Consider the following 23,108-nt stretch of genomic DNA (forward strand, 5'->3'; position numbering starts at 1 on the left):
GGCGCGCAACAGCCGTCGCGCGCGGTCCAGATACGCTGATGATGGAAAAACGAACGGCGTTACTTCGCCGAGGCCGCGCGGTGTACGGGCGGCCGAAGTAAGTCTCAACTTACAAGATTGTCATGAGATGGATTTAACCCTGCGAGGCGCGACAGGGCGATGGGTAGTCCTCGCCTTCGCTCCACGTCTCGGACACCGCGACAGGGGCGGCCGCCGACGAGACCAGGCGACGGAAGTTACGCCCGGGCGACGTCTGAGCGGCTGTCCGGCGCGGCTTCCAGAGCGCGCGCGACCGTCGCGATCAGCTCTTCGCGGCGGATCGGCTTGGCCACGTGGTCGTCCATGCCGGCGGCGCGGCAGCGGGCGATCTGCTCGGGCAGGACGTCGGCGCTGAGCGCGACGATCGGGATGGCCCCGATCGGAGCGGGCAGGGCGCGGATGGCGCGAGTGGCGGCCAGGCCGTCCATCTCTGGCATGTGGACGTCCATCAAGACGAGGTCGAAGTCGCCCGACTGCACCGCGTCCAGCGCCTGATGGCCGTCGTCGGCGGTGACCACCTCGCAGCCGGCCAGGGTCAGCAGGGCCTTGCCCAGCTCGCGGTTCATCGGGTGGTCGTCGACCAGCAGCACGCGGGCCGCGCGCTCTGGGGCGATGGGGGCGGGGCCGTCGGAGGCCAGCGGCAGGACGGCCGGCTCGGCGGCCAGGGTGATCCAGAAGCGCGCGCCTTGGCCCAGCTGGCTCTCGACGCCGATCGCGCCGCCCATGCGGCTGACCAGGGCCTTGCTGATCGCCAGGCCCAGGCCGGTGCCGCCATAGCTGCGGCTGATCGAGCTGTCGGCCTGGCTGAAGCGCTGGAACAGGCGGGCCTGCACCTCGGGCGCGATGCCGATGCCGGTGTCGATCACCTCGAACCGCAGCACGCCCGGCGCGGGACCAGCGGTCAGGCGCACGGTGACGCCGCCCTCCGAGGTGAACTTCAGGGCGTTGGCCAGCAGGTTCAGCAGCACCTGGCGCAGGCGGGTCTCGTCCAGCGACAGGGGCTGGTCGACGTCGGCCTTGCCCGAGGCCTCGCAGACGGTGCGCAGATACAGGCCCTTGGCGGCGGCCTCGGGGGCGATGATGGCGACGGCGTCGCGCAGCAGGGCCGACGGCGAGGCAGGGGTCAGGGTCAGGTCCAGGCGCCCGGCCTCGACCTTGGCGAAGTCCAGCAGATCGCCGACGATCTCGGCCAGCGAGCGGCCGGCGCGGCCGACCAGGTCCAGGCGGCGGCGGTTCTCGGGCGACAGCTGCGGGTCGTCGGCGACCAGCGAGGCGAAACCCAGGATGCTGTTGAGCGGCGTGCGGATCTCGTGGCTGATCGTGGCCAGGAAGTCGGACTTGGCCTGGCTGGCGGCCTGGGCGCGGGCCTGGGCGGCGCGGGCGGCGGCCTGGCGGCGCAGCAGCAGGGCCTGCAGGCGCGCCTGGCGGCTCAGGGCCAGGGCGGCGACGAAGCTGACGGCGTACAGCACGACGTGGAACAGCAGGGCGTGGCGCAGCGGACCCAGGGCGACCTTGATGTCGATGCCAGTGCGGTGAAGGACGGCCGGAATGGCCACGGCCAGCGAGGTGGTGACGATCACCGCCACGGCGCGCGGCCCGCCTCGGAACGCGGCCAGCAGGGCGGGGGCGAACAGCAGCACCTGCAGGCTGGCGTCATTGACGAACACCCAGGACGAGGCCCCGATCACCAGCATCAAGGTGGCGGCGGCCTCCAGCGGGCGGACGTGGAAGCCTTCTCGGTGGCGATGGTCGGTCAGGATCAGGATCACGGGCAGGATGACGGCCACGCCCAGCACGTTGGACGCCGTCCAGTCCTCCCAGCCACGGAAGAAGGGCCCGCCACGGCTGGCGGCCAGCACGCCGTGGACCAGGATCGCGCCGATCGCCGTCACCAGCGAGGCCACGATGATGACCTGGAACAGGCTGCGCGGGCCCCGCACCCGGGTCGGCACGCGCATCCAGCGCAGCAGGGCGGCGGTGCCGGCGGTCTGGATCGTGTCCAGCACCGTCACGATCAGCACGAAGCGCAGCGGCGCGCCGATCAGCAGCTCCAGCACGATGTGCAGCACGCCGGTGGCGACCATGAAGGTCAGCGCCTGGCGCCGGTTCAGGACCATGAAGGCGGCGATGGCGACCGCGTTGGCCGTCCAGATCGTCGGGATGTTGTGCGTGGCGCCGGCCAGGAACAGGCTGTAGGCGAGCCCGGCGACATAGGCGCAGATCAGGGCGACCGGCTTGGCCGACCCCTGAAACGCAGTCCCCCGCTGTACGCCCACACTCACTTCGCCCCACCTCTCCCCGATGTTCGAAGGATGCGACTATGCGTCGCAAAACGTCGGTGTTTCGTTAAGGCGAGCACAGGCGCGATCTTGGGCGCTGCAAGGCTTTGCTGACTGTGCAAAGCTGCACCTAGTGAGGGTGAAGAGGACCTTAAGCCCGCCGCCCAAACACGTCCGCCAGCGCCCGGCACGTCGCCTTCGCCTTGCCCGCTTCGTCGAACAGCAGCGGCTGGTCCTTCGGGCGTTGGCCGGAGTCGCCACGCAGCCAGGTGTTGTCGTCGCGCAGGCCCCAGATGGTGAAGGCGAAGCGTTGGCGGGCGGGGAGGGCCATGAAGGCTTCCGCGACCTCGGCGTATTTGGCGACCTGGCGCTTGATCCGGTCGCCGGGGATGGCCGGGACGTAGTGGTCGCCCAGCGAGATATCGAGCTCGGACAGGTGGATCGGCAGGCCGAAGCTGGCCAGGTCCTTGAGCGCGGCTTCGACCGCGCCGGCCGGCAGGTCGTAGTCGATGTGGGTCTGGGTGCCGATGCCGCTGAGCGGCGCGCCGCGCTTCAGGAGGCGCTCGATCAGCCGCATGAAGGTGGCGCGTTTGTTGGGCTTTAGTTCCAGATGGTAGTCGTTGAGGAACAGCACCGCGTTCGGATCGGCCTCGTGGGCGTGCTCCAGCGCCAGGGCGATATGGTCGTCCGCGCCCAGATTGCGTGACCACAGGCTTTCGCGGAGATGGTCGCCGTCGTCGGCGACCGGCTCGTTGACCACGTCCCAGCTGCGGGCCTGGCCGCGATAGCGTCCGACGACCGCCAGGATGTAGTTGCGATAGGCGTCAGCGAACGGCTTGCCCCGGCCGTCCAGGCGCTTGAAGGCGTCGTTCTCGTTGGCGAACCAGATCAGCGAGTGGCCGTGCAGGGCCATGTCGCGGGCCTTGGCGAACGAGGCGATGCTGTCGGGCCGGTCGAACTGGAAGCCGCCATCCTCGCGCAGGATGTATTCCATCTTCATCTCCCACTCGGCGGTGAGTTGGGAGAACTGCTCGCCCAGCAGGTCCATGTATTCGGGCTCGTGCAGCCAGCGTTCCTGCACGCAGCAGCCGATCGGGAAGGGCGTCAGGGTCCGCAGCGGCGGGGGCGGCGTCACGGCCGGCTGGCCCTTGGCGCCTTGGCTGCAAGCGGAGAGGGCGAGCGCGGAAGCGATCGCGGAGCGGCGCGTGAGCCGCTGCACGGTCTTACCGACCGCCCATGGCGGCGCGGCGGATGCTGACCTCGTCCATCTGGGCGGCTTCGAACTGGCCCAGCTTCTTGGCCGCCAGCACCTTGGCCTGCTCGGCGACGTGTTCGTACTTCTTGAGGTTCTCGAAGGCTTCCGAGAGGGCGTCGCGGGCGCCGACTTCCTCGGCCTGGCACTGGTCGATCTGGACAAGCATGTCGGCGCGGCGGCGCTTATAGCCCTCGCGGTAGCCGATCATGTACCAGCCGGCCGACGCGTCGCCCTCGGCGTTCTTGGCTTCGGCTTCGGCTTCGGCGTCCAGCATGGTGACGCGCAGTTCGGCCGCCATGCGGCGCTCGTTGATCTCGGCGAGGCGTTTTTGCAGCGTCTCGACCTCGTGGTTCGAGATGCGGATCAGCGAGGCGGCCCACTTGGTCATCAGTACTCACTCGCCAGGATCTGCCCCAGATGACCGAAAGAGTCGTCCAGAGAGGTTGCTTCTTCCTTATCCTGGCTAAGGAAGGCTTCGATTGCGGGGTTCAGGCGGATCGCGCGGTCGACCGTCGGGTCGGCCCCGGCGCGGTAAGCGCCGATGCGGATCAGTTCTTCCATGTTGGCGTAGGCGGCCATGACCTGGCGCGCGCCCTTGACGATGTCGCGCTCGTGCGGGTGCTGGCAGCCCGGCATGGTCCGGCTGATCGACTTCAGGACATTGATCGCCGGGAAGCGGCCGCGCTCGGCGATGGCGCGCTCCATGACGATGTGGCCGTCCAGGATACCGCGCGTGGCGTCGGCGATCGGCTCGTTGTGGTCGTCGCCGTCCACCAGCACGGTGAAGAGGGCGGTGATGGGAGCTGCCGTGGTGCCGTCCGGACGGATCGGGCCGGGACCGGCGCGTTCCAGCAGCTTGGGCAGCTCGGTGAAGACGGTGGGCGTGTAGCCCTTGGTGGTCGGCGGCTCGCCGGCGGCCAGGCCGATCTCGCGCTGGGCCATGGCGAAGCGGGTGACCGAGTCCATCAGGCACAGGACTTCCTGGTCCTGGTCGCGCATGTACTCGCTGATCGCCAGGGTCATGTAGGCGGCCTGGCGACGGGTCAGGGCGGGCTCGTCCGAGGTGGCCACGACGACGACGGCGCGGCGCAGGCCCTCTTCGCCCAGGGTCTCTTCCACGAACTCGCGGACCTCGCGGCCCCGTTCGCCGATCAGGCCGACGACGACGGCGTCGCAGGTGGCTTCCTTGGCCAGCATCGACAGCAGCACGGACTTACCGACGCCCGAGCCGGCGAAGATGCCCAGGCGCTGGCCGCGACAGGTGGTGGTGAAGACGTTCATCGAGCGCACGCCCAGGTCCAGGCGCTCGCCCACCCGGCCGCGAGCGTGAGCCGGCGGCGGCGAGGTCTTCAAGGGATAGGGGATCTCGCCCTGGGGCAGCGGACCAAGGCCGTCGATCGGCTCGCCGAAGGCGTTGATGATGCGGCCCAGCCAGGCCTTGGTCGGACGGACCACGGCGCCTTCCGGCATGACGCGGATCTCCGCGCCCGGGCCGACGCCTTCGACGGGGCCGAAGGGCATCAGCAGGGCGCGGGCCTCGCGGAAACCGACGACCTCGGCCGGCAGGGGCTTTTGGCCCAGGCGCTCGATCTCGACACGGGCGCCGACCGACAGCCGGGTCAGGCCGCCGCGCACCTCGATCAGCAGGCCGTTCACGGCGGCCACGCGGCCGTAGATGGTCAGCGGGTCGATACGTTCAACGGCGGCGATGAGGCTACGCAAGACGGCTCCTAAACAGCACGCGCAGACTCGACCATCGTGGTTAATCAGGTGTGAAATTACGGGCGGGCGGGCGACTTCACCGGTGCGACCAATTGGTCGGTGAAGAACCGGGTCACCGCCGCGTTGAAGTCCCTGTGGAAAGCGACGCGGTCGAAGCCGGGAGCGCTGGCGCACAGGATCTCGACGCCCTTCGTGCTGGTGCACGGCGTCAGGAAGTCGAAGTGCCGCGCCCCTTTGACGACGTGGTAGTCGTGCGGCCGGTTCAGGGTCCTGTGGACGAACTCGGCGTAGTCGTCGCCGGGCAGCACCTCGTCGTCGCTGGCCTTCCATAGCTGCAGCGGAGCCTTGATCCCCTTCAGCCCGTCCTTGCCGAACGTGAAACCCAGGGCGGGGGCGGCCGAGACCACGGCCTTGATACGGGCGTCATGCGCCCACTTGGCGGTCAGGATGTCGGCCGGGATTGGGTGTTCGGCGGTCAGCTTGCAGTCGTAGTTGCTCGGATGGGCTTTGCAGTGGCTGGGCACGCGGCCCATGTCCGGCTCGCCCCCGGCCGCCGCCAGAACGGTGAAGCCGCCGGATGAGAAGCCGAACGCCCCGACACGTTCCGGATCAATCCCGGCCTTCAACGGCGAGGCGTCCAGCATCCAGCCGATCAGGTCCGACAGCGCGGCCGGGCGGTCGGCCATGGCGGTGGCGCGGCTCTGGTCCTTGTAGTTGTCGCCGGGGTGGGTGAGGGCGGCCACGACGAAGCCGGCCTCGGCCAGCGCCTGGGCGGTGTCGGCATGACCGCCGAAGAAGCCGCCATTGCCGTGCGACATGACGATCAGCGGCAGACGCTCGCCAACGATCGGCGCACCGGCCGCGACCGTATGGCCCCAGCCGCCCAAGGCCATGAAGCTGGGCGCGGCGTCGGTGGGATACCAGACCCCGACCTCGACCGGCGGCGCGTTCGGGCGAGGCTCCTGCAGCACCATGAAGCCGGCATTGGCGGCGAGGGCGGGGGAGCTGACGGTGGCCGCGAGCAGGGCGGCGGCGAAGAAATGGCGGAGCGACATGGCGGTCCTTCAGCGAGTGACGATGAGGCCGCTGTGAAGCCGTGTTTCCGCCGCTGCCAGCGCTCCTGCGCGAATGGGCGAACGGGTTCGTGGGCGGGCGGATGGGCAGCGCTTGCGGTTGTCGTGGAAGTTATGTTCTTGTTATGTTCCATTCGGAGTTGTGCACTGACCCGATGTGTCTCCGCCTTGCTCTGGTGTATCTAGTAGGATACATTTCCAATGGTCGATGTTCTGGAAACCAAGACCTTCGTCGATTGGCTAGGCGCTCTGCGAGACAGAAGGGCGCTCAATCTGATCGTCGGTCGTCTGCACCGTCTTCAGCGCGGCCTGTTTGGTGATGCGAGGTCTGTTGGCGGCGGCGTCAGTGAACTGCGTATCCACGCTGGTCCGGGCTATCGCATCTACTTCGTCCGGCGAGGCGAGCTCGTGGTGGTGCTGCTCTCGGGCGGTGACAAGGGTTCGCAGACAGCGGACATCGAACGCGCCAAGGCGATGGCGGAAACGCTCCAGGCGAGCGATCTGAAGTCGCTGCGGATCTTCGGAGAAGGCCCATGACGTTAGAGTTGCGACGCTTCGATCCGGCCAACTATCTCAAGAGCGACGAGGACCTTGTCATCTTCCTCACCGACTGCCTGGAGAGTGGCCATACCGGCGTCATCCTCGACGCTCTGTCCGTTGCCGCTCGTGTGAAAGGCATGACCGAGGTCGCCCAGAAGGCCGGTCTTGGGCGCGAGAGCCTCTACAAGGCCCTGAAAGATGGCGCGTCGCCTCGGTTCGATACCGTGCTGCGGGTGATCCAGGCTCTGGGACTGAAGCTGACCGTGGCCAAGGCTGGCGAGACGGCCGAGGGCGATACTGACGAAGAGGGCGCCGAGGCTGCCGCCTGACCCCTGGCGACTCCGCATAACGGCGATCTATACGAAGGGCATGAGCGCCTCTGCTTCCAAGCCACCACTGCTGGGGACCGCCCGTGAATGGGCGGTGGACCTCACCGTGGGCGTGGGGATCGGGCTGCTGCTGGGGCTGATGGGGCCGTTTGGCAGCTTCTTCAACGACAACCCACCGATGCGGATCGCCTACTGGATCGGGACCATCTCCAGCGGGATGGTGTTCTTCGGGATCGTGACCCGGCTGGCGGCGGCGGGCGCGCACCGGCTTGGCGCACCGGACTGGGCGGTGGTCCCGCCGGTCATCCTGCTGGGCAGCGCGGTCCAGGGCCTGCCGCTGCGCATCGTGGCGATCGCCATCTGGCCGCAGATCGAGCACGCCGTGCCGCCGCTGGAGTGGTACGGACAGTGCGTGGCGATCACGACGCCGATCGTGCTGGCCTACTACTTCCTCCGCATACGCACGCATACACGCACGCTCACGCCCGCGCGCGAGGGGCTGGTCCCCGTGGCCGCCCCGGCGCCCGATCCGGGCGCGGTGCTCTATCTGCGGATGGAGGACCACTATGTCCGGATCCGCACCGAGCATGGCTCGCGGCTGGAGATGGGGCCGTTGGCGCGGGTGACCTCCGGCCTGTCCGGGATCGAGGGCCTGCAGGTCCACCGCTCGTGGTGGGTGGCGCGGCGGGCGATCACGGGCGTCGAGAAGGACGGCCGGAACCTTCGCCTTAAGCTCGTCGACGGCGAAACCGCCCCGGTCAGCCGCGCCTCGGTGGCCAAGCTGCGGGCCGCCGGCTGGCTGGCCGAAGAAAATCCCGCCTAGACCCTGCGGCGGGGCGTCGCGGCCTGGCCGGAATAGCTCAGCTTCAACCTCCGGATCGCCACCCGCCAAGCGCGAGCATGTCGTTCAAATTCCCGCGACGGAACGCCGCAATCTCGCCTCATGAGCGAACGGAAAGGCAGCTGAGCCTTACTGGCGTAACGCCGTTCGGATCGTTGCAAGCGCACGGATTTTAGGGATCTTTACCGCCGAATTAGGGGTTTCCGAGAGGCGCCTGCGACGCCTGCGACCAATGTGACCAAGGGGCCGCGGGCCGCTTGCACCCGATTCGCAAATCAGATTAACCATTCGACCAACGGAAACATTCACCATTAACCAGTCTTAAATTAACTCTACGCCACAGTGGCCGCAGGGTTTATCGGCGGACTTCCGCCTAAGACGTTCGAATACGCCAGGATTGGCGTGGAGGGGCTCATGCGCGTACTGTTGATCGAGGATGACAGCGCGACGGCGCAGACCATCGAACTGATGCTGAAGTCTGAAGGCTTCAACGTCTATACGACGGATCTGGGTGAGGAAGGCGTGGATCTGGGTAAGATCTACGACTACGACCTCATTCTGCTCGACCTCAATCTTCCGGATATGAGCGGCATCGATGTTCTGCGCACCCTGCGGGTCGCGAAGATCAACACGCCGATCATGATCCTGTCGGGCTCGTCGGAAATCGATACGAAGGTGAAGACCTTCTCGGGCGGCGCTGACGACTACATGACCAAGCCCTTCCACAAGGACGAGATGATCGCCCGCATCCATGCGGTGGTCCGTCGTTCGAAGGGTCACGCCCAGTCGGTCATCAAGACCGGCGACATCGTGGTCAACCTGGACGCCAAGACGGTCGAAGTGAACAGCAACCGCGTTCACCTGACCGGCAAGGAATACCAGATGCTGGAGCTGCTTTCCCTGCGTAAGGGCACGACCCTGACCAAGGAAATGTTCCTGAACCACCTGTATGGCGGCATGGACGAGCCGGAACTGAAGATCATCGACGTCTTCATCTGCAAGCTGCGCAAGAAGCTGGCGGCCTCGGCCCATGGCAAGCACCACATCGAGACGGTCTGGGGCCGCGGCTACGTGCTGCGCGACCCGAACGAACAGGTCAACGCGGCCTGATCTCGGACGACTTAGTAAGCGTAACAGTAAAAGCGTACCCAAAGCGCCCACCGGCAACGGTGGGCGTTTTCTTTTATCGATCATATGGTTACGTTTCGGCTGTTAACCGACGTTAACCATGCCGTGACAAAACGACCGAAGCGCCGAATAGTCCTTGCCGCCGAGAGCGGGGGAAACCATGTTCCGGCCCGACAGTTGCTGGGGGGCTACCCGGCCGTGTCATTTTGACTTGCGCGGCATCGAACCGACGGGGGCACGATGCAGGAATTTGATCCGCGACGCAGCGCAACGCGCTGGGCGCCGAGGGTTTTCACCGCCGTGGCCGGGCTCGCCGCCCTGAGCCTGGGCTGGAAGCTGACCGCCGACGACGCCAAGACTCCGGGGACGGAGAAGGCCGCGCTGGATCCGGCCGCCCTGGTCGCCCTGCAGCATGTCGCCTTCGCCAGCGCCGAGGCCCAGCCCGGCTTCGAGCGTCCCGAGAACGTCGCCGTCAAGGTGCGCCCGGGCGAGACCCTGCAAGGCGCCGTGCAGCGCGCCGGCGTGGCTCCGGAAGACGCTCAGGCCGTCGTCGCCACCCTGCAAGGCGCGATCGACACCGTGAACATCAAGGCCGGCATGGCCTTCGAGGCCGCCATCGCCCAGCGTCGCGGCCAGCGCGGCCCGGCCCGCCTGATCGGCCTGTCCATGCGGGCCAGCCCGTCCTCGACCCTGACCGTCTCGCGCACCTTCGACGGCGCCATGCGCCTGCGCGAGCTGGAGGAGAAGGTCCGCGACGAGCAGAAAGTGGCCTGCGGGGAGATGAACGGCTCGTTCTATGAGAGCGTGGCCAATGTCGGCGGCACGCCGGCGATCATCAGCCAGGCCGCCAAGCTGTTCTCGCACAAGATCGACTTCTCGCGCGACATCAAGGAAGGCGACCGCTTCTGCCTGGTGTTCGACCGCAAGGTCACCGAGAGCGGCCGCACCATCGAGGCCGGCGATCTCGAATACGCCGAAGTGAAGGGCCAGAAGTTCTACGCCTTCGACCGCAAGGACAGCGACGGCAAGAGCCAGTTCTTCGACGAGTTCGGCAAGAACATCAAAGGCTTCCTGCTGCGCACCCCGGTGGATGGCGCGCGGATCACCTCGGTGTTCGGCGCGCGCAAGCACCCGGTGCTGGGCTATACCCGCGCGCACAAGGGCGTCGACTTCGGGGCCGGCACCGGCACCCCGATCCTGGCCGCCGGCGACGGCGTCGTGCTGGAAGCTCGCCGCTGGAGCGGCTACGGCAACTGGCTGCGCATCCGCCACTCGGGCCAGTGGGACACCGGCTACGGCCACATCTCGCGCTACGCCCCGGGCATCCGCGCCGGCACGCGCGTGCGCCAGGGCCAGGTGGTGGCCTATGTCGGCGCGACGGGTCTGGCGACCGGTCCGCACCTGCACTACGAGGTCTGGCTTAAGGGCGAGCGCGTCAATCCGATCGGCGCCAAGGTGCCGCAAGGCACCATCCTGGCCGGCTCGGAACTGGCCTCGTTCAAGTCGCAGAAGTCGCGCATCGACCGCATGCTGGCGGCGGGTGGTGAGGCGGTCAGCGGCGAGGATACGCCGAAGCTGGCTCAGGCGGACCTGGAAAAGGTCAAGCTGCGCTAACCCACCGCCGCCTGGATCCCCGCCAGCAGGTTCGCCGCCGTAATCGGTTTCGACACATGCAGGTCCGCGCCCGCCGCCAGGGTCTGTTCCCGGTGCGCCGTCAAGGCGTTGGCGCTGAGCATGATGATCGGGGTGCGGACCGCGCCGGCTTCCAGCTCCAGGGCCCGGATCGTGCGGGTGGCCTCCAGGCCGTCCATGCGCGGCATCTGCATGTCCATCAGCACTACGTCGAAGGTCCCGGCCTTGAAGGCGTCGATGGCGTCCAGGCCGTCGCCGACCGTGACGACGTCCGCGCCCTGGGTCGCCAGGATCAGCTGGGCGACACGCTGGTTGGTCGGGTGATCCTCGACCAGCAGCACCCGTAGAGGCGCATCCGACGGCTCGAGCGGCGCGGCCGGAGTCTCGCGGACCTCCGGCGCCATATCGACCGGCGGCAGGGGCAGGAAGACGGTGAAGCGGCTGCCCGCCCCCGGCGTCGAGACCGCTGAGATCCGTCCGCCCATCATCTCGACCAGCGAGTGGCAGATCGCCAGGCCCAGGCCCGTGCCGCCGAACCGGCGGCTGATCGAGGCGTCGGCCTGGTGGAAGCGGGCGAATAGGCCCGCGGCGTGTTCGGCGTCGAAACCGATGCCGGTGTCCTCGATCTCTAGCGTCAGGCCGGCCGCCGCACGCGTGATGTGCAGCGTGACGCCGCCGGTTTCGGTGAATTTGATGGCGTTGGACAGCAGGTTGCCGACCACCTGGCCGATCCGCGTGCCGTCGCCCAGGTAACGGCCCCCTTGTCCATTGGCCAGCTCGCCGACGACCTGGAAGGCCAGGCCCTTCTCCTCGGCGCGATGGCGCATGACCTCGATACCTGGCCGCAACGCGTGGTCCAGCTCGAAGGCGCGCTCCTCCAGCCGCAGCTGGCCGGCCTCGATCTTGGCGACATCGAGAAAGTCGGAGACCAGCCGCTCCAGAGTCGCGCCGCTATCGCGGATCAGCCCGACCATCTCGGCCTGGTCGGCGCTGAGCGGCGTGCGTGACAAGGCGTCGACGATGCCGATGACGCCGTTCAGCGGCGTGCGGATCTCGTGGCTGATGTTCGCAAGAAAGTCGGTCTTGGCGCGGTTGGAGGCCTCGGCCGCCGCCTTGGCCTCGACCAGGGCGCGCTCGGCCGCCACCCGTTCGGTGACGTCGCGGGCCACGCCATAGATGCGGTCGCCCAGCCGCTGGGCGCGCCACTCAAAGGTCAGGTAGTGACCGTCCTTGTGGCGGTAGCGGTTGACGTAGCCGACGACCGGGTCGCCGTCCTTGCGGCTCTCGACTTCGATCACGCTGGTCAGGGTGCCGGGCATGTCTTCGGGATGCACCAGGCGCAGCAGCTTCTGGCCCACCATCTCGGCGGGGTCGTGACCCAGCTTTGTGAGCCAGGACCCGCTGGCCTTGAGCACGCGGCCTTCGATGTCGCGGATGATCAAGAGGTCCAGCGAGACGTCGAAGAAGGCGATGATGTCCTCGGACAGGGTCTTGTGGACTGTCGCCTGGGTCATCCCCGCTCAATGCCTCACTTATGCCGAATACCAGAACATCGATATCAGTGACGCTTGGGATGTGGGAACAACCCTGGGGAGATTGTCTGAAAAGACTTGGCTCCTGTGTCGATATGTCTCCCGGATCAGGGGAAATGCCTGGCGCGGATAACGTCGTTATTCAAATAGAGTCGACGAATATTTCCGTAAGCGTCAAGCAGTGGCCGTGATTGAAGCGCCGCGCCCCACGCCCTAGAAGCGGCGCTTCACCTTGCGCCGAGACGCCGTTTGTCCAGTTCTTCGACCGACCTTTACCGCGACAAGCGTTTCGTCATCGGCATGGCTGTGCTGTGCTGCCTGCTGTGGGGCAGCGCCTTTCCGGCGGTGAAGGCCGGCTACGCGCTGCTGCACGTGGCCAAGACCGACACGGCGACGCAGATGCTGTTCGCCGGCTGGCGGTTCCTGGCGGCGGGGCTGATCCTGCTGGTGCTGGCGGTGCTGAACCGCAAGCCGGTCGCCATTCCGCGCGCGGAGGTCGGGCGGATCATCGGCTTGGGCCTGTTCCAGACCACCGTGCAGTACGTGTTCTTCTATGTCGGCCTGGCCCACGCCACGGGCGTCAAGTCGTCGATCATGAACGCCACCGGCGCGTTCTTCGGCGTGATCCTGGCCCACTTCCTGTTCAAGGACGACCGCCTGACGCCGCGCAAGGTCGCCGGCTGTCTGCTGGGCTTCGCCGGCGTGCTGGCCGTGAACCTGGGCGGCAAGGGCCTCGATTTCGAGTTCAGCCTGCTGGGCGAGGGTTTCGTGGTCGTCGCCGCCTTCGTGCTCGCGGCGGCCTCGATCTGGGGCAAGAGCATCTCGCAGAAGATCGACCCGATGGTGATGACCGGCTGGCAGCTGGCCATCGGCGGGACGGCGCTGCTGGCGACCGGCGAGGTCGCGGGCGGTCATCTAGGCGGATTCGATGTGCGGTCGCTGACCCTGCTGGCCTATATGGCCGCGCTGTCGGCGGCGGCGTTTGCGTTGTGGAGCCTGCTGATCAAGCACAACCCGGTCGGCATGCTGGCGGTGTTCAACTTCCTGATCCCGGTGTTCGGGGTCCTGCTGTCGGCGGTGTTCCTGCACGAGCCGGTGCTGGCCTGGAAGAACGCGGCGGCGCTGGCGCTGGTGTGCGCGGGGATCTGGCTGGTGACGCGGAAGGCGGCGAAGTAGCTGCTCCCCCGCGATGCGGGGGAGCTGTCGCGGAGCGACTGAGGGGGCGAGTGCTGCATAGGCCGAGCTAGCCCCCTCCGGCCCTCTGGGCCACCTCCCCCGCATCGCGGGGGAGGATCTTTAGTCCACGCCCGCTACCGCCAGCAGCGCGGCCAGACCCACCTGCATGCCCTTCAGGCTCTCGGCCTTCTCGACGTCGATCCATTCGTCCAGGGCGTGGGCGCGGCCGGCCTTGCCGCCGGCGCCGATGGTGACGGCGGGGATGCCAAGGCTCATCGGCACGTTGCTGTCGGTCGAGCTGTCCTCGTGCTGGGGCGAAAAGCCCAGGGCGGTGATCGCGCCGGCGGTCAGCTTCACGATCTCGGCCGTCTGGGGCGTGTTCCCCGCCGGCCGCTCGCCGATGACCTTGGCGTCGTAGCTGACCTTGCCGTTGCGGGTGTCGCGGGCGGCGTTTTCGCCTTCGACGGCCTTGTCCAGAATGCCGACCAGGGTCTGGTCCAGCTTGGCCAGTTCGGCGGCGCTTTCCGAGCGCATGTCGAACTCCATGAACACCGCGTTCGGGATCGAGTTCACCGAGGTGCCGCCGCCGGTGACGCTGGCCGAATAGGTGGTCTTGGGCTCTTTCGGCGTCTGCACGGCGTAGAGGTCGGTCACCGCTCGCGCCATGGCCGCCATCGGATTGACGATGCCGAACGCGCCGTAGCTGTGGCCGCCCGGACCCTTGAAGGTCACGCGATAACGCTTGGAGCCGACGCCCTTGTCGACGATCCGCGACGGGTCCGAGCCGTCCATCGAGAAGAAGGCGGCGATCCGGCCCTTGTACGGACCCTTGTTGAACAGGAACCGCGTGCCGCGCAGGTCGCCGGGGCCTTCTTCGCCGACATTGCCGACGAACAGGATGTCGGCCTTGGTCTTGATGCCGGCGGCGTCGAGGGCGCGGAGGTAGGCGAGCAGGGTGGCGAGAGCCCGAGTGTCGTCGCCGATGCCGGGGGCCATCAGCTTGGTGCCTTCGCGGCGGACCTTCACGTCGGTGCCTTCGGGGAAGACGGTGTCCAGGTGGGCGGCGATGACCACGAACGGGCCCTTGCCCTTGGTCGCCGTGCCGGCGCGCACGCCCATGACATTGCCCTCGGCGTCCATCTCGACGTTCGTCAGGCCGTGGGCCTTCAGCATCTCGAGATAGGCCTTGGCGCGGGCTTCTTCCTTGAACGGCGGGGCCGGGATCTCGGTCAGGGTGACGATGTCGGCGACCGTGCGGTCGTAGTCGGCGTCCAGCTTGGCCACGGCCTTCTTGAACGCCGGCGAGGTCACGAGCTTGGCCGGATCGGTCGCGGCGGCGGGCAGGGCGATCAGCGCGAGCGCCAGGGCGAGCAGGGAGGGGCGGAGCATGGCGGCGAATCCTTGAGTTCGCCGCCAGCCTAACCTTCGTGGGTCACAGCGCCAGTCGCGCCGCCCCGCCCATCAGCGGATCGCTGATCGAGTCCTTGCCCGTCTCGATCCGTCCCGCCAGGCGCCGCACCCAGGTCGCGTCGGCGGCGTCGTGGACGGTCAGGTCGTACCAGCCCTGGGTCGTGGCGAAGGCGTGGGCCTTGGTCTCGCCGGCCTTCAAGGTGATGCGCCAGGGCCGGTCGCCTTCGACGCTGACGATGCGCGGCTCGCGGCCGGTGTTGCTGAGGGTCAGCAGCAGCGCCTGGCCATCCGCCCGCGCGGTGACCTCGACGCCCGCCAGCGCGCCGGCGAAGCGGCGGTGGAAGCCGTTCGGACCCAGTACCCACAGGTCGTGCGGACCGGCCGGCCAGGCGTCTTCCAGCCAGGCCTTGGGGCCAACCGTGTAGCGGCGCGGAACCTGATCCAGCCGCAGCTGGTCATAGACGTGCAGCACCGCCGCCTGGGCGCCGGTATTGGCCAGGGTCAGCGTCATGGCGCCGCTCTTGACCCGGCCGTCCACGGCCAGGGCGTAGGGCAGGGCGCGGGAGGGGCGGGTCCCCTTGTCCTGGATCGGCGCGACCACCGTGGTCGGCGTCGGCGGCTTGGTCTCCGGCAGCTTGGCGGCGCGGGCGGCGGCCTCGGCCACCGACGGCAGGGGCGCGAACGGCTGGTGGTTGGGGGTCTTGAAGTCGAAGCACGAGGTGAGATCCCCGCACACCGCCCGTCGCCAGGGCGCGATGTTGGGCTCCATCACCCCGAAGCGCGTCTCCAGGAACCGGATCACCGAGGTGTGGTCGAACACCTGGCTGTTGGCGTAGCCGCCCCGACTCCACGGCGAGATGGCGTACAGCGGCACGCGCGGCCCCAGGCCGTAAGGCCGGTGCATCAGGTCGTCGCGCTCGGCCTTGGCCTCGGTCGGGTTGCGCACGGTGTGGTGCATGCCGGCGATGTCGACGGTCGAGCCGCCGATCAGCTTGCCGTCGGCGTCCTTCGAAGGCGGCGACGGCGGCGGCATGTGGTCGAAGAAGCCGTCGTTCTCGTCGAAATTGACGATCAGCACCGTCCGCGCCCAGACCTTGGGATCGGCGGTCAGGGCCTCGATGACCTTGGCGGTATAGGCCGCGCCCTGGGCCGGGCTGGAGGGGCTGGGGTGCTCGCTATCGGCGGCCGGGGCGATGATCCACGACACCTGCGGCAGGCGGCCGGACGTGACGTCCTCGCGCAGCTTGTCCAGGTGCCAGGTGCTCAGCGCCAGGTCCTTCAGGCGCTCGTCCGAGCCCGGAACGTCCTTGTGGGCGTCGCGATAGGCCTTGAACCCGGCCAGCGGGTTGTCGGTGAAGTTGTCGGCCATGTCCTGGTAGATCCGCCAGGTCACGCCGGCCTGCAGCAGCCGCTCGGGATAGGTCGTCCAGCGGTAGGAGTCCGCCGCGCCGCCCTTTTCAGGGAAGTCGTCGTGCGAGTTCGAGATCGACGGACCGCCCAGGTCGCCGGCCGGGTTGTTGGTCCCGGTCCACAGGAACAGGCGGTTGGTGTTGGTGCCGGTCTGGGTCGAGCAGTGGTAGGCGTCGCAGAGGGTGAAGGTCTCGGCCAGGGCGAACTGGAAAGGAATGTCGGCCCGCTCGAAATAGCCCATCGACCAGGGCTCCTTGGACTCCGGCCAGCGGTCCATGCGGCCCTGGTCCCAGGCGTCCTGGGCGTTGGTCCAGCTGTGCGGCGTGCTCTCGACCCGCATGTGGGCGAAGGTCTTGGTGGTCTCCAGCGGGAACGGCGCGATCCGCTGGTCCTTGTAGGTCTGGTTGAAGACCGTGCGGCCATCGCGCACGGGCGTCGGGAAGCGATCGCCGAAACCCCGCACGCCCTTCAGCGTCCCGAAATAGTGGTCGAAGCTGCGGTTCTCCTGCATCAGGATCACCACGTGCTCGACGTCCTTGATGGTGCCCGTACGCACGTCGGCGTCGATCGCGGCGGCCCGCGCCAGGGCCGGCGGCAAGGCCATGGCGCCGATGGCGGCGAGCAGGCTGCGGCGGTCGAGCTGGGGCATGGGGCGCACTCCGGGAAGAACCTTCGCCGGAGTTAGCACGGGTCATTCGTCAGGGATGTGACAACTGGACTAGACCAGAGTGATCAATCAAACACGATCACCGACCGCGCCAGCTCCCCGCGCTTCAGCTCGTCGAACGCGCTGTTCACGTCCTCCAGCTTGATCCGGCGCGAGATCAGTTCGTCCAGCTTCAGCCGCCCCTGCATGTAGAAATCCACCAGCCGAGGCATGTCGACCGGGAAGCGGTTGGAGCCCATGTAGCTGCCCTGGATGCGGCGCTCGCCCAGGAAGTCGACGCCGTGCAGCTCGATCTTGGTGCCAACCGGGATCATGCCGATCACGTTGGCCGTGCCGCCCCGGCGTAGCATCTTGAACGAGGCCTCGGCGGTGGCCTTCAGGCCGATGGCCTCGAAGCTGTGGTGGACGCCGCCGCCGGTCAGCTCGACGACGGCCTTGGCGATATCGTCGACCGCCGAGCCGTCGATGACGTCGGTGGCGCCGAACTGCTTGGCCAGCTCCAGCTTGGAGGCCACCCGGTCGATGGCGATGATCCGGCCCGCGCCGGCGATGGCCGCGCCGTTGATGGTGGCCAGGCCCACGCCGCCGCAGCCGATCACGGCCACGGTCTCGCCCGGCCGGACGTTGGAGGTGTGCATCACCGCCCCGACCCCGGTCATCACCGAGCAGCCGATCAGGGCGGCGCGGTCGAACGGCATGTCCTTGCGGATGGCGACGCAGGCGTGCTCGTGGACCAGCATCATCTCGGCGAAGGACGACAGGTTCAGGAACTGGGCCATCTTGCCGGTCCCGCCGCCAAGGTCCTCCTTGAAGAGGCGGGGCTCGGCGTCCTTGGGCCGCTTGGTCTCCGGGCTGATGCACAGGTTCATGTGCCCGGTCAGGCAGACCTCGCAGTGGCCGCAATAGGGGTTGAGGCAGGTGATGACGTGGTCGCCGACCTTGACGGTCCGCACCTCGTCGCCGACCGCCTCGACGATGCCAGCGCTCTCGTGGCCCAGCACGGCGGGCAGGGGGTGGCTGTAGGAACCTTCGATGAAGTGCAGGTCGGAGTGGCAGACGCCGGCCGCCTTGGTGCGGATCAGCACCTCGCGCGGGCCGGGCTTGCCGATGGCCACGGTCTCGATCTCGAGGGGCTTGCCCACCTCGCGCAGAACAGCGGCCTTCATGCGTCTCTCCCTTTGACTTGCCGGGAGACTAGCGTTCGCCGAGGGGCGAGCGGAAGGGGAAATTCGAACAAATGTTTAGTCAGGCGACCTCGACCGGATCGGCGACCAGCGCCGTCCGCTCGGCCAGGTCGTTGATGCGCGCGAAATAGCCCTGGAAGTGCGGCGTCTGGCGGTGGGCGGCCACGGCGGCGTTGTCGACATAGAGCTCGTCCAGGACGAAGCGCGTCGCGTCGGCCTGGTCGCGCCAGATGTCCCAGCGCAGGTTGCCCGGCTCGGCGCGGCTGGGGGCGACCATGCCGGACAGCAGGGTCCACAGCGCTTCGGCCTTGCCCGGACGGGCGGTCAGGATGGCCACGATCTTCACGGGGTTTGACATCGTTCTCGTTCCTCAATTCAGAGACCGGGCGGCCGGTCCGACCGACCGCCCAGGCCGTCAGGGATTAGGCCGCTGCCAGCGACCGGTCGAGCGCGGCGACCAGCGTCGCGGCCAGCGGATGGTCCGACCGGGGGTTCTGGCCGGTGATCAGCTCGCGGTCCTCGATCACGTTCGGCTCGAAGTTCACCGGATTGGTGATCACCTTGCCGCCGGCGATCTCCAGGGCGTCGGCGACGGTGAAGAACAGCTTGTCGTGCAGGACGTGCTCCTCGACGACCTTCTCCTCGCTGTTGGAGAAGATGGTCATGTTGTAGCCGGCATAGGGCCAACCCTTGGCCAGCTGCGCGGCCTTGGCGGTGTCGCCGGCGATCAGGGCGGCGCGGAAGCCGGCGGCGTCGTCGATAGCCGAGGCGATGGCGATCGGGCCGTGGCACAGCAGGGCCGTCGGCTGACCACGATCGTGGAAGTGGCGCAGGATCACGCCGGTCTCGGCGTCCTGCATCAGGTCGACGCCGGGAGCCTGGCCGCCGGGCACGAACACGCCGACGAAGTTGTCCAGGCCCTCGCCGATCACCGAGCGCAGGGTGCGCGGCTGGTTCATGGCCGGATCGGTCTCGTAGAAGGCCTTGCCGCGCTCATAGGCGGCCTGGTCGTTGTCGAAGTGACCGGCGTCGTCCGAGGCCGGATCGATGTACGGCTTCGCACCCGTAGGCGTGGCCAGCACGATCTCGTAGCCGGCGGCGACCAGCGCCATGGCCGGCACGACGGTCTCGTTCAGATATTGGCCGGTGGCGCCCAGGCCGCCGCGCACTTCGATCTGCGTGGCGTTCGAGCCGATGATGAGAACCTTACCCTTGGACATGATGGCCTCCTTGGCCTGTGTGGTTGGCGTCCCCTCGGGACAGGCCAAACATGCGCCGGATGCAGGTATTCCAGAACTTTATTGATGTGATTTTAGATATCGCTCATGGTGATATCTAATGCGGTACGACCTCAATCTCCTGCCGATCTTCGTGGCCCTGATGGAGGAGCGCAGCGTCACCCGCGCCGCCCAGCGCCTGGGCATTACCCAGCCGGCCCTGTCGAACGCCCTCGCACGGCTGCGCGTGACGATGCGGGATCCGCTGTTCATCCGCGAACGCTACGGCGTGCGACCCACCCAGATGGCCGAGGAGCTGGCGCCGGTGATCGCCGCGGCCCTGGCCCGGCTGGACGACGCCATCCTGGGGCAGCAGGACTTCGATCCGGGCGAGGCCGTGCGCCTCTTCACGATCGCGCCCAACAGCTATGTCGAGTTCGTGCTGGCTCCGGCGATCGTGATGCGGCTGCGTGAGCGGGCGCCGGGCATCAGGCTGCGCCTCATGCCGTTCGGCAACGATCTGACCGAGACGGGGGTGATGTCAGGCGACACGGCCATGGTGCTGGGGCGCATCGTCGACCCGCCGGACAATCTGGTCGTGCAGCACCTGATGGACGAGGGCCTGTCCTGCGTGGTGCGGGCCGACCATCCCGAGATCGGCGAGGCGATCTCACGCGAGCAGTACGAGCGGCTGAAGCACGTCAATGTGCTGCCGCCGGGGCGAATGCGGACGGGCCTGTTCCAGGCGTTGGACCAGAGGGGGCTACGGCGCGAGGTGGCCGTGTCGGTCACCCACTTCCTGGCGGTGCCGGAGATGGTGGCGGCCACGGACTACTGCGCGACCTTGCCGAACCTGATCTGCCGCCATCTGACGCGCGATGCTCGGCTGAAGGTGCTGCCGGCCCCCGTCGATCTGGGGACCTTCCCGGTGCAGATGGGCTGGCACGTGCGCTACCGGCAGGATCCGGCGCACCGCTGGCTGCGGGCGCTGATCGCGGAAGTAGCGGCGAGTGTGGTGGCGGCTTAGGCCGCGAGCGCGACCTGGCGTTCCGGCAGGATGCGGCTGACGGCCAGCAGGACCGTCATGTCGCCTTCGCCCGAGGTGATCACGGCCGAGACCAGCGGGGAGTCTTCGCCGTCGCCCAGGGGCGGGGGCGCATTGATGTGCTCGGCTTCGACGGTGAAGCTGTCGCAGACCGCGTCGACCAGCAGACCGGCGACGTCGTTCTGGTTCTCGACCACGATGATCACCTGGCGGGCGCCGTCCTGCGCCGCGCCCTTGCCCAGGCGCCACGACAGGTCGATGACTGGCATGACCTGGCCACGCAGGTTGATGACGCCGCGCACATAGGGCGGAGCCTCGGGCAGAGGGGTCGGCGGAGTGACGCCGCGGATCTCGCGAACGGCGCTGACGGGGACGCAATAGGTCTGGGCGCCAACCTCGAACGACAGGACCTGCAGGGCCTGGCCTTGGGCGTACGACACGGTGCTGGACATGGCGATCTCCGTAGCGCGGAGGTCGCTTGGAACCCCCGTTCGCCACCACCCTGGCGGAAAAAGGTGAACAAACCGGTTCCGCCATTCGTTGAAAGAATCCGTTCAGGCGCCGTTCAGGCGGGAAGTCCGATCGTCATCTTCGACGCTGGACGACGCGAAGGGCGCCGGGAAGCGAAACTCAAGGAGGCCTCCATGGCCCGCAACCTGTTCAGCACGGTCGGCAAGGTCGCCGCCGGCGCCGCTGCTCTGTCGCTGGTGGTCGCGACGACCGCCTCGGCCGATCCGCGCTATCGTCATCACCGTGGTCACGGCAACGACACCGCCGCCGTGGCTGTCGCCGCCGGCATCGTCGGCCTGGCCGTCGGCGCCGCGATCTCGGACGGCAATCGCAACGATCGCTACTACGACGATCGTTATTACGGCCGCCGCGCCTACGCCCCGCCGCCCCCGCCGCGTTACGGCTATGGCTACGGCTACGCCCCGCGTCCGTACTATGGCGACCGCGAGTGCTGGACCACGCGCGACTACGATCGCTACGAGGGCGTCTACCGCGAGCGGACCGTCTGCCGCTAAGCCCTTCTGAAGATTGGGCGGGCGTTGTGAGCCGGCCGCCTGATACCGCGTAGGTCCGCCCCGACCTCGCAGACCCCGAGGTCTCCGGATCTCGGGGTTTTTCATGTCCCGAAATGGGGACTCGACTCTCTTGCGGAATGCGAACAAAAAAGGAACATTACTGCCGACCGCAGGAGGCTCCCATGTCGTTCGCCACTGAATATGCTGTTTCGCAGAGCCCGTTCGGCGCGGGCCTGGCCCTGGCCGACGATCGCCTGGACATCGCCGAGGCCGTGCTGGCTGGCGCCTGGCGCACCTTGCGCGCGGCCGGCTTCGGCGAGGCCGAGGTCCAGGCCCTGTTCGACCAGATCGCCGACCGGCCCGAAGACCTGGCGCGGCGGCTGCGGAAGATGGCGAACGCGGGAGCGTAGGGCGTCCCGGCTTGGCACAGGGGCCGAAACCTCGTCCTTCGACAGGCTCAGGATGAGGTTTCTAGTGAACCGTCGTCAAAAGTAGTCCTCATCCTGAGCTTGTCGAAGGACGAGGACGGACCCGCTAGTGCAGCCGCTCCAACAGCGCCCGCAGGATCTCGGCCCGCTGGGCGGTGTCCACCCCGATGCGGCCCGCCAGTTCGCGGATGCCGGCCGGATAGGCCTCGCCGCCGTCGGCGATCGTCTTGGCCTGGTCGGCGAGCTTGCGAAGGTCGCGGTCCAGGCGTTCGACCTCTTCGCGGGCCAGCATGCGGGCTTCGTTCTGAAGGCGTTTGACGCGCTGGGCGGTGGACTCGGGACCGCGTCCCAGGTCGTAGACTTCCGCCACGCCCGAGACGGGCGGCACGATGTGCAAAGGCTTGCCGGCCATGGATTTGGGCTCCTTGATCCGGGTTGGTTCTCGCCAACCCACACCATAACAAAGCCCGGCTTAGCGTGAGCGTTCCGCCGGTTTTCCCGAAGCTGGAAAAGCGTGGCCGCCGCGCCACAGAAGCCGGCGCGGCGCCTGAAAAGCCGTCAAAATCCTAGTGCGAGACGTGGCTGTAGGGCGTCTGCGAGGCCGAAGGGGCCGGTTGCGGCGCGGCTTGCGGGACCGGCGCCTGTTGTGCGTGAGGCTGAGGGGCGTGGCCCTGGGCTTGCGGTTGCGGCTGAGCCGGGCGGCGGAACTTCAGGCTGCGGCCCTGGAACTCGGCGCCGGTTTCCATGGCCAGCTGCTCATGGGTGATGTCGCCGTCGACGCGAGCGGTGCCGTACAGGCGCACGGCCTGGGCGGTGACCGCGCCGATGACCAGGCCATGGATTTCGATGGCCTGGGCGATGATCGAGCCTTCGATGCGGGCATTGGGGCCGACCACCAGCTTGCCCACCTTCACGTCGCCCAGCACCGCGCAGTCGACGTGCACCTCGACGTCGCCGACGATGTCGCCGCGCACGGTCAGGCCTTGCGAGAACAGCGAGGCGGGCTTGGGACGCGCGGGGGCGGCCTGCTGCGGCTGGACCGCGGCCGGCGCGGCCGGGCGCGGTTGTTCCAGCGGAGTCAGGGCCAGCGACGCGGGGGCTTCTTTCTTCTTGGCGAACATCGGCGGCGACCTTGTCTCAAAATGGGCTTCAGGAAGCTTCGTGCCGCAAGATCAG

General features: G+C 67.9%; 23 protein-coding genes. 9 read left to right on the forward strand and 14 right to left on the reverse strand.

What is annotated here, in order from left to right; translation table 11 throughout:
* Positions 1-236: 236 nt before the first annotated feature.
* The 5 genes from AC1RRR_RS16090 to AC1RRR_RS16110 form a co-directional block, all read right to left on the reverse strand.
* Complete coding sequence (locus tag AC1RRR_RS16090) at positions 237-2,315, reverse strand: hybrid sensor histidine kinase/response regulator (protein WP_492814605.1); 2,079 nt, start codon at positions 2,313-2,315, stop codon at positions 237-239.
* 154 nt (positions 2,316-2,469) lie between these two features.
* A complete protein-coding gene (locus AC1RRR_RS16095; RefSeq protein ID WP_492814606.1) occupies positions 2,470-3,537 on the reverse strand; it encodes an endo-1,4-beta-xylanase in 1,068 nt (355 codons plus the stop codon).
* Positions 3,538-3,541: 4 nt separating this feature from the next.
* The gene (locus AC1RRR_RS16100) at positions 3,542-3,961 is read right to left on the reverse strand and encodes a flagellar export protein FliJ (RefSeq protein WP_454714246.1); all 420 of its coding nucleotides are present in this window, start codon (positions 3,959-3,961) and stop codon (positions 3,542-3,544) included.
* The gene (gene fliI / locus AC1RRR_RS16105; protein WP_492814609.1) at positions 3,961-5,295 is read right to left on the reverse strand and encodes a flagellar protein export ATPase FliI; all 1,335 of its coding nucleotides are present in this window, start codon (positions 5,293-5,295) and stop codon (positions 3,961-3,963) included. Before fliI ends, AC1RRR_RS16100 begins: the two co-directional genes overlap by 1 nt.
* Positions 5,296-5,351: 56 nt before the next feature.
* A complete protein-coding gene (locus AC1RRR_RS16110; RefSeq protein WP_492814610.1) occupies positions 5,352-6,350 on the reverse strand; it encodes an alpha/beta hydrolase family protein in 999 nt (332 codons plus the stop codon).
* A 219-nt stretch (positions 6,351-6,569) separates the two neighbouring features.
* Here AC1RRR_RS16110 and AC1RRR_RS16115 point away from each other — a divergent pair, with 219 nt between their 5' ends.
* The 5 genes from AC1RRR_RS16115 to AC1RRR_RS16135 all read left to right on the forward strand — a co-directional run bounded on the left by AC1RRR_RS16115 (position 6,570) and on the right by AC1RRR_RS16135 (position 10,820).
* Entirely contained in the window at positions 6,570-6,905 is a 336-nt protein-coding gene (locus AC1RRR_RS16115; RefSeq protein WP_492814612.1) for a type II toxin-antitoxin system RelE/ParE family toxin, read from the forward strand.
* Entirely contained in the window at positions 6,902-7,237 is a 336-nt protein-coding gene (locus tag AC1RRR_RS16120) for an addiction module antidote protein (RefSeq protein WP_492814614.1), read from the forward strand. The genes AC1RRR_RS16115 and AC1RRR_RS16120 overlap by 4 nt, the downstream gene beginning before the upstream one ends.
* Before the next feature lie 40 nt (positions 7,238-7,277).
* A complete protein-coding gene (locus AC1RRR_RS16125; RefSeq protein ID WP_492814616.1) occupies positions 7,278-8,060 on the forward strand; it encodes a LytTR family DNA-binding domain-containing protein in 783 nt (260 codons plus the stop codon).
* A gap of 432 nt (positions 8,061-8,492) precedes the next feature.
* On the forward strand, positions 8,493-9,188 hold the full coding sequence (ctrA, locus tag AC1RRR_RS16130; RefSeq protein ID WP_099581093.1) for a response regulator transcription factor CtrA: 696 nt from the start codon (positions 8,493-8,495) through the stop codon (positions 9,186-9,188).
* A gap of 258 nt (positions 9,189-9,446) precedes the next feature.
* The gene (locus tag AC1RRR_RS16135) at positions 9,447-10,820 is read left to right on the forward strand and encodes a M23 family metallopeptidase (RefSeq protein ID WP_492814618.1); all 1,374 of its coding nucleotides are present in this window, start codon (positions 9,447-9,449) and stop codon (positions 10,818-10,820) included.
* On the opposite strand, the gene AC1RRR_RS16140 is transcribed toward AC1RRR_RS16135, so the two are convergent.
* Positions 10,817-12,352 (reverse strand): PAS domain-containing hybrid sensor histidine kinase/response regulator, encoded by a 1,536-nt coding sequence (locus AC1RRR_RS16140; protein WP_492814620.1) that lies wholly within the window; start codon positions 12,350-12,352, stop codon positions 10,817-10,819. The genes AC1RRR_RS16135 and AC1RRR_RS16140 overlap by 4 nt on opposite strands.
* Before the next feature lie 318 nt (positions 12,353-12,670).
* Between AC1RRR_RS16140 and AC1RRR_RS16145 the strand changes: the two genes are divergently transcribed.
* Positions 12,671-13,546 carry a DMT family transporter gene (locus AC1RRR_RS16145; protein WP_492815268.1) on the forward strand — a complete coding sequence of 292 codons (876 nt, stop codon included), beginning with the start codon at positions 12,671-12,673 and terminating at the stop codon, positions 13,544-13,546.
* A 120-nt stretch (positions 13,547-13,666) separates the two neighbouring features.
* Here the strand turns inward: AC1RRR_RS16145 and AC1RRR_RS16150 are convergent, their stop codons facing one another.
* The 5 genes from AC1RRR_RS16150 to AC1RRR_RS16170 form a co-directional block, all read right to left on the reverse strand.
* On the reverse strand, positions 13,667-14,935 hold the full coding sequence (locus tag AC1RRR_RS16150; protein WP_492814622.1) for a M20/M25/M40 family metallo-hydrolase: 1,269 nt from the start codon (positions 14,933-14,935) through the stop codon (positions 13,667-13,669).
* A gap of 43 nt (positions 14,936-14,978) precedes the next feature.
* Positions 14,979-17,015, reverse strand: coding sequence for a phosphocholine-specific phospholipase C (locus tag AC1RRR_RS16155; protein ID WP_492814623.1), 2,037 nt, complete (start codon positions 17,013-17,015; stop codon positions 14,979-14,981).
* An 83-nt stretch (positions 17,016-17,098) separates the two neighbouring features.
* Positions 17,099-18,199 carry a Zn-dependent alcohol dehydrogenase gene (locus AC1RRR_RS16160; protein WP_492814625.1) on the reverse strand — a complete coding sequence of 367 codons (1,101 nt, stop codon included), beginning with the start codon at positions 18,197-18,199 and terminating at the stop codon, positions 17,099-17,101.
* A 79-nt stretch (positions 18,200-18,278) separates the two neighbouring features.
* On the reverse strand, positions 18,279-18,575 hold the full coding sequence (locus AC1RRR_RS16165; RefSeq protein WP_492814626.1) for a putative quinol monooxygenase: 297 nt from the start codon (positions 18,573-18,575) through the stop codon (positions 18,279-18,281).
* 64 nt (positions 18,576-18,639) lie between these two features.
* Positions 18,640-19,437 (reverse strand): type 1 glutamine amidotransferase domain-containing protein, encoded by a 798-nt coding sequence (locus AC1RRR_RS16170; RefSeq protein ID WP_492814627.1) that lies wholly within the window; start codon positions 19,435-19,437, stop codon positions 18,640-18,642.
* Between the two features lie 118 nt (positions 19,438-19,555).
* Between AC1RRR_RS16170 and AC1RRR_RS16175 the strand changes: the two genes are divergently transcribed.
* Positions 19,556-20,461 carry a LysR family transcriptional regulator gene (locus tag AC1RRR_RS16175; RefSeq protein WP_492814628.1) on the forward strand — a complete coding sequence of 302 codons (906 nt, stop codon included), beginning with the start codon at positions 19,556-19,558 and terminating at the stop codon, positions 20,459-20,461.
* Here the strand turns inward: AC1RRR_RS16175 and AC1RRR_RS16180 are convergent.
* Entirely contained in the window at positions 20,458-20,931 is a 474-nt protein-coding gene (locus tag AC1RRR_RS16180) for a chemotaxis protein CheW (protein ID WP_454714258.1), read from the reverse strand. The genes AC1RRR_RS16175 and AC1RRR_RS16180 overlap by 4 nt on opposite strands.
* Positions 20,932-21,123: 192 nt before the next feature.
* On the opposite strand from AC1RRR_RS16180, the gene AC1RRR_RS16185 reads away from it, so the two are divergent.
* Positions 21,124-21,504, forward strand: a complete 381-nt coding sequence (locus AC1RRR_RS16185) for a hypothetical protein (RefSeq protein ID WP_492814630.1) — start codon at positions 21,124-21,126, stop codon at positions 21,502-21,504.
* Positions 21,505-21,686: 182 nt separating this feature from the next.
* A complete protein-coding gene (locus AC1RRR_RS16190) occupies positions 21,687-21,914 on the forward strand; it encodes a hypothetical protein (protein ID WP_492814632.1) in 228 nt (75 codons plus the stop codon).
* Positions 21,915-22,038: 124 nt separating this feature from the next.
* Here AC1RRR_RS16190 and AC1RRR_RS16195 read toward each other — a convergent pair whose 3' ends face one another.
* Positions 22,039-22,344: a hypothetical protein gene (locus AC1RRR_RS16195; protein ID WP_492814633.1), complete on the reverse strand. Its 306-nt coding sequence runs from the start codon at positions 22,342-22,344 to the stop codon at positions 22,039-22,041.
* Positions 22,345-22,498: 154 nt separating this feature from the next.
* Positions 22,499-23,053 (reverse strand): bactofilin family protein, encoded by a 555-nt coding sequence (locus AC1RRR_RS16200; RefSeq protein WP_492814635.1) that lies wholly within the window; start codon positions 23,051-23,053, stop codon positions 22,499-22,501.
* Between the last annotated feature and the right edge of the window lie 55 nt (positions 23,054-23,108).

The organism is Caulobacter sp. GW821-FHT12D05 (genome assembly GCF_058807295.1).

Bases quoted from the DNA above. Each gene is read 5' to 3' on its own strand.
- AC1RRR_RS16100 (WP_454714246.1), bottom strand. From the start codon at position 3,961: ATGACCAAGTGGGCCGCCTCGCTGATCCGCATCTCGAACCACGAGGTC.
- AC1RRR_RS16110 (WP_492814610.1), bottom strand. From the start codon at position 6,350: ATGTCGCTCCGCCATTTCTTCGCCGCCGCCCTGCTCGCGGCCACCGTC.
- AC1RRR_RS16115 (WP_492814612.1), top strand. From the start codon at position 6,570: ATGGTCGATGTTCTGGAAACCAAGACCTTCGTCGATTGGCTAGGCGCT.
- AC1RRR_RS16120 (WP_492814614.1), top strand. From the start codon at position 6,902: ATGACGTTAGAGTTGCGACGCTTCGATCCGGCCAACTATCTCAAGAGC.
- AC1RRR_RS16125 (WP_492814616.1), top strand. From the start codon at position 7,278: ATGAGCGCCTCTGCTTCCAAGCCACCACTGCTGGGGACCGCCCGTGAA.
- ctrA (WP_099581093.1), top strand. From the start codon at position 8,493: ATGCGCGTACTGTTGATCGAGGATGACAGCGCGACGGCGCAGACCATC.
- AC1RRR_RS16135 (WP_492814618.1), top strand. From the start codon at position 9,447: ATGCAGGAATTTGATCCGCGACGCAGCGCAACGCGCTGGGCGCCGAGG.
- AC1RRR_RS16140 (WP_492814620.1), bottom strand. From the start codon at position 12,352: ATGACCCAGGCGACAGTCCACAAGACCCTGTCCGAGGACATCATCGCC.
- AC1RRR_RS16145 (WP_492815268.1), top strand. From the start codon at position 12,671: ATGGCTGTGCTGTGCTGCCTGCTGTGGGGCAGCGCCTTTCCGGCGGTG.
- AC1RRR_RS16150 (WP_492814622.1), bottom strand. From the start codon at position 14,935: ATGCTCCGCCCCTCCCTGCTCGCCCTGGCGCTCGCGCTGATCGCCCTG.
- AC1RRR_RS16155 (WP_492814623.1), bottom strand. From the start codon at position 17,015: ATGCCCCAGCTCGACCGCCGCAGCCTGCTCGCCGCCATCGGCGCCATG.
- AC1RRR_RS16160 (WP_492814625.1), bottom strand. From the start codon at position 18,199: ATGAAGGCCGCTGTTCTGCGCGAGGTGGGCAAGCCCCTCGAGATCGAG.
- AC1RRR_RS16165 (WP_492814626.1), bottom strand. From the start codon at position 18,575: ATGTCAAACCCCGTGAAGATCGTGGCCATCCTGACCGCCCGTCCGGGC.
- AC1RRR_RS16170 (WP_492814627.1), bottom strand. From the start codon at position 19,437: ATGTCCAAGGGTAAGGTTCTCATCATCGGCTCGAACGCCACGCAGATC.
- AC1RRR_RS16175 (WP_492814628.1), top strand. From the start codon at position 19,556: ATGCGGTACGACCTCAATCTCCTGCCGATCTTCGTGGCCCTGATGGAG.
- AC1RRR_RS16180 (WP_454714258.1), bottom strand. From the start codon at position 20,931: ATGTCCAGCACCGTGTCGTACGCCCAAGGCCAGGCCCTGCAGGTCCTG.
- AC1RRR_RS16185 (WP_492814630.1), top strand. From the start codon at position 21,124: ATGGCCCGCAACCTGTTCAGCACGGTCGGCAAGGTCGCCGCCGGCGCC.
- AC1RRR_RS16190 (WP_492814632.1), top strand. From the start codon at position 21,687: ATGTCGTTCGCCACTGAATATGCTGTTTCGCAGAGCCCGTTCGGCGCG.
- AC1RRR_RS16195 (WP_492814633.1), bottom strand. From the start codon at position 22,344: ATGGCCGGCAAGCCTTTGCACATCGTGCCGCCCGTCTCGGGCGTGGCG.
- AC1RRR_RS16200 (WP_492814635.1), bottom strand. From the start codon at position 23,053: ATGTTCGCCAAGAAGAAAGAAGCCCCCGCGTCGCTGGCCCTGACTCCG.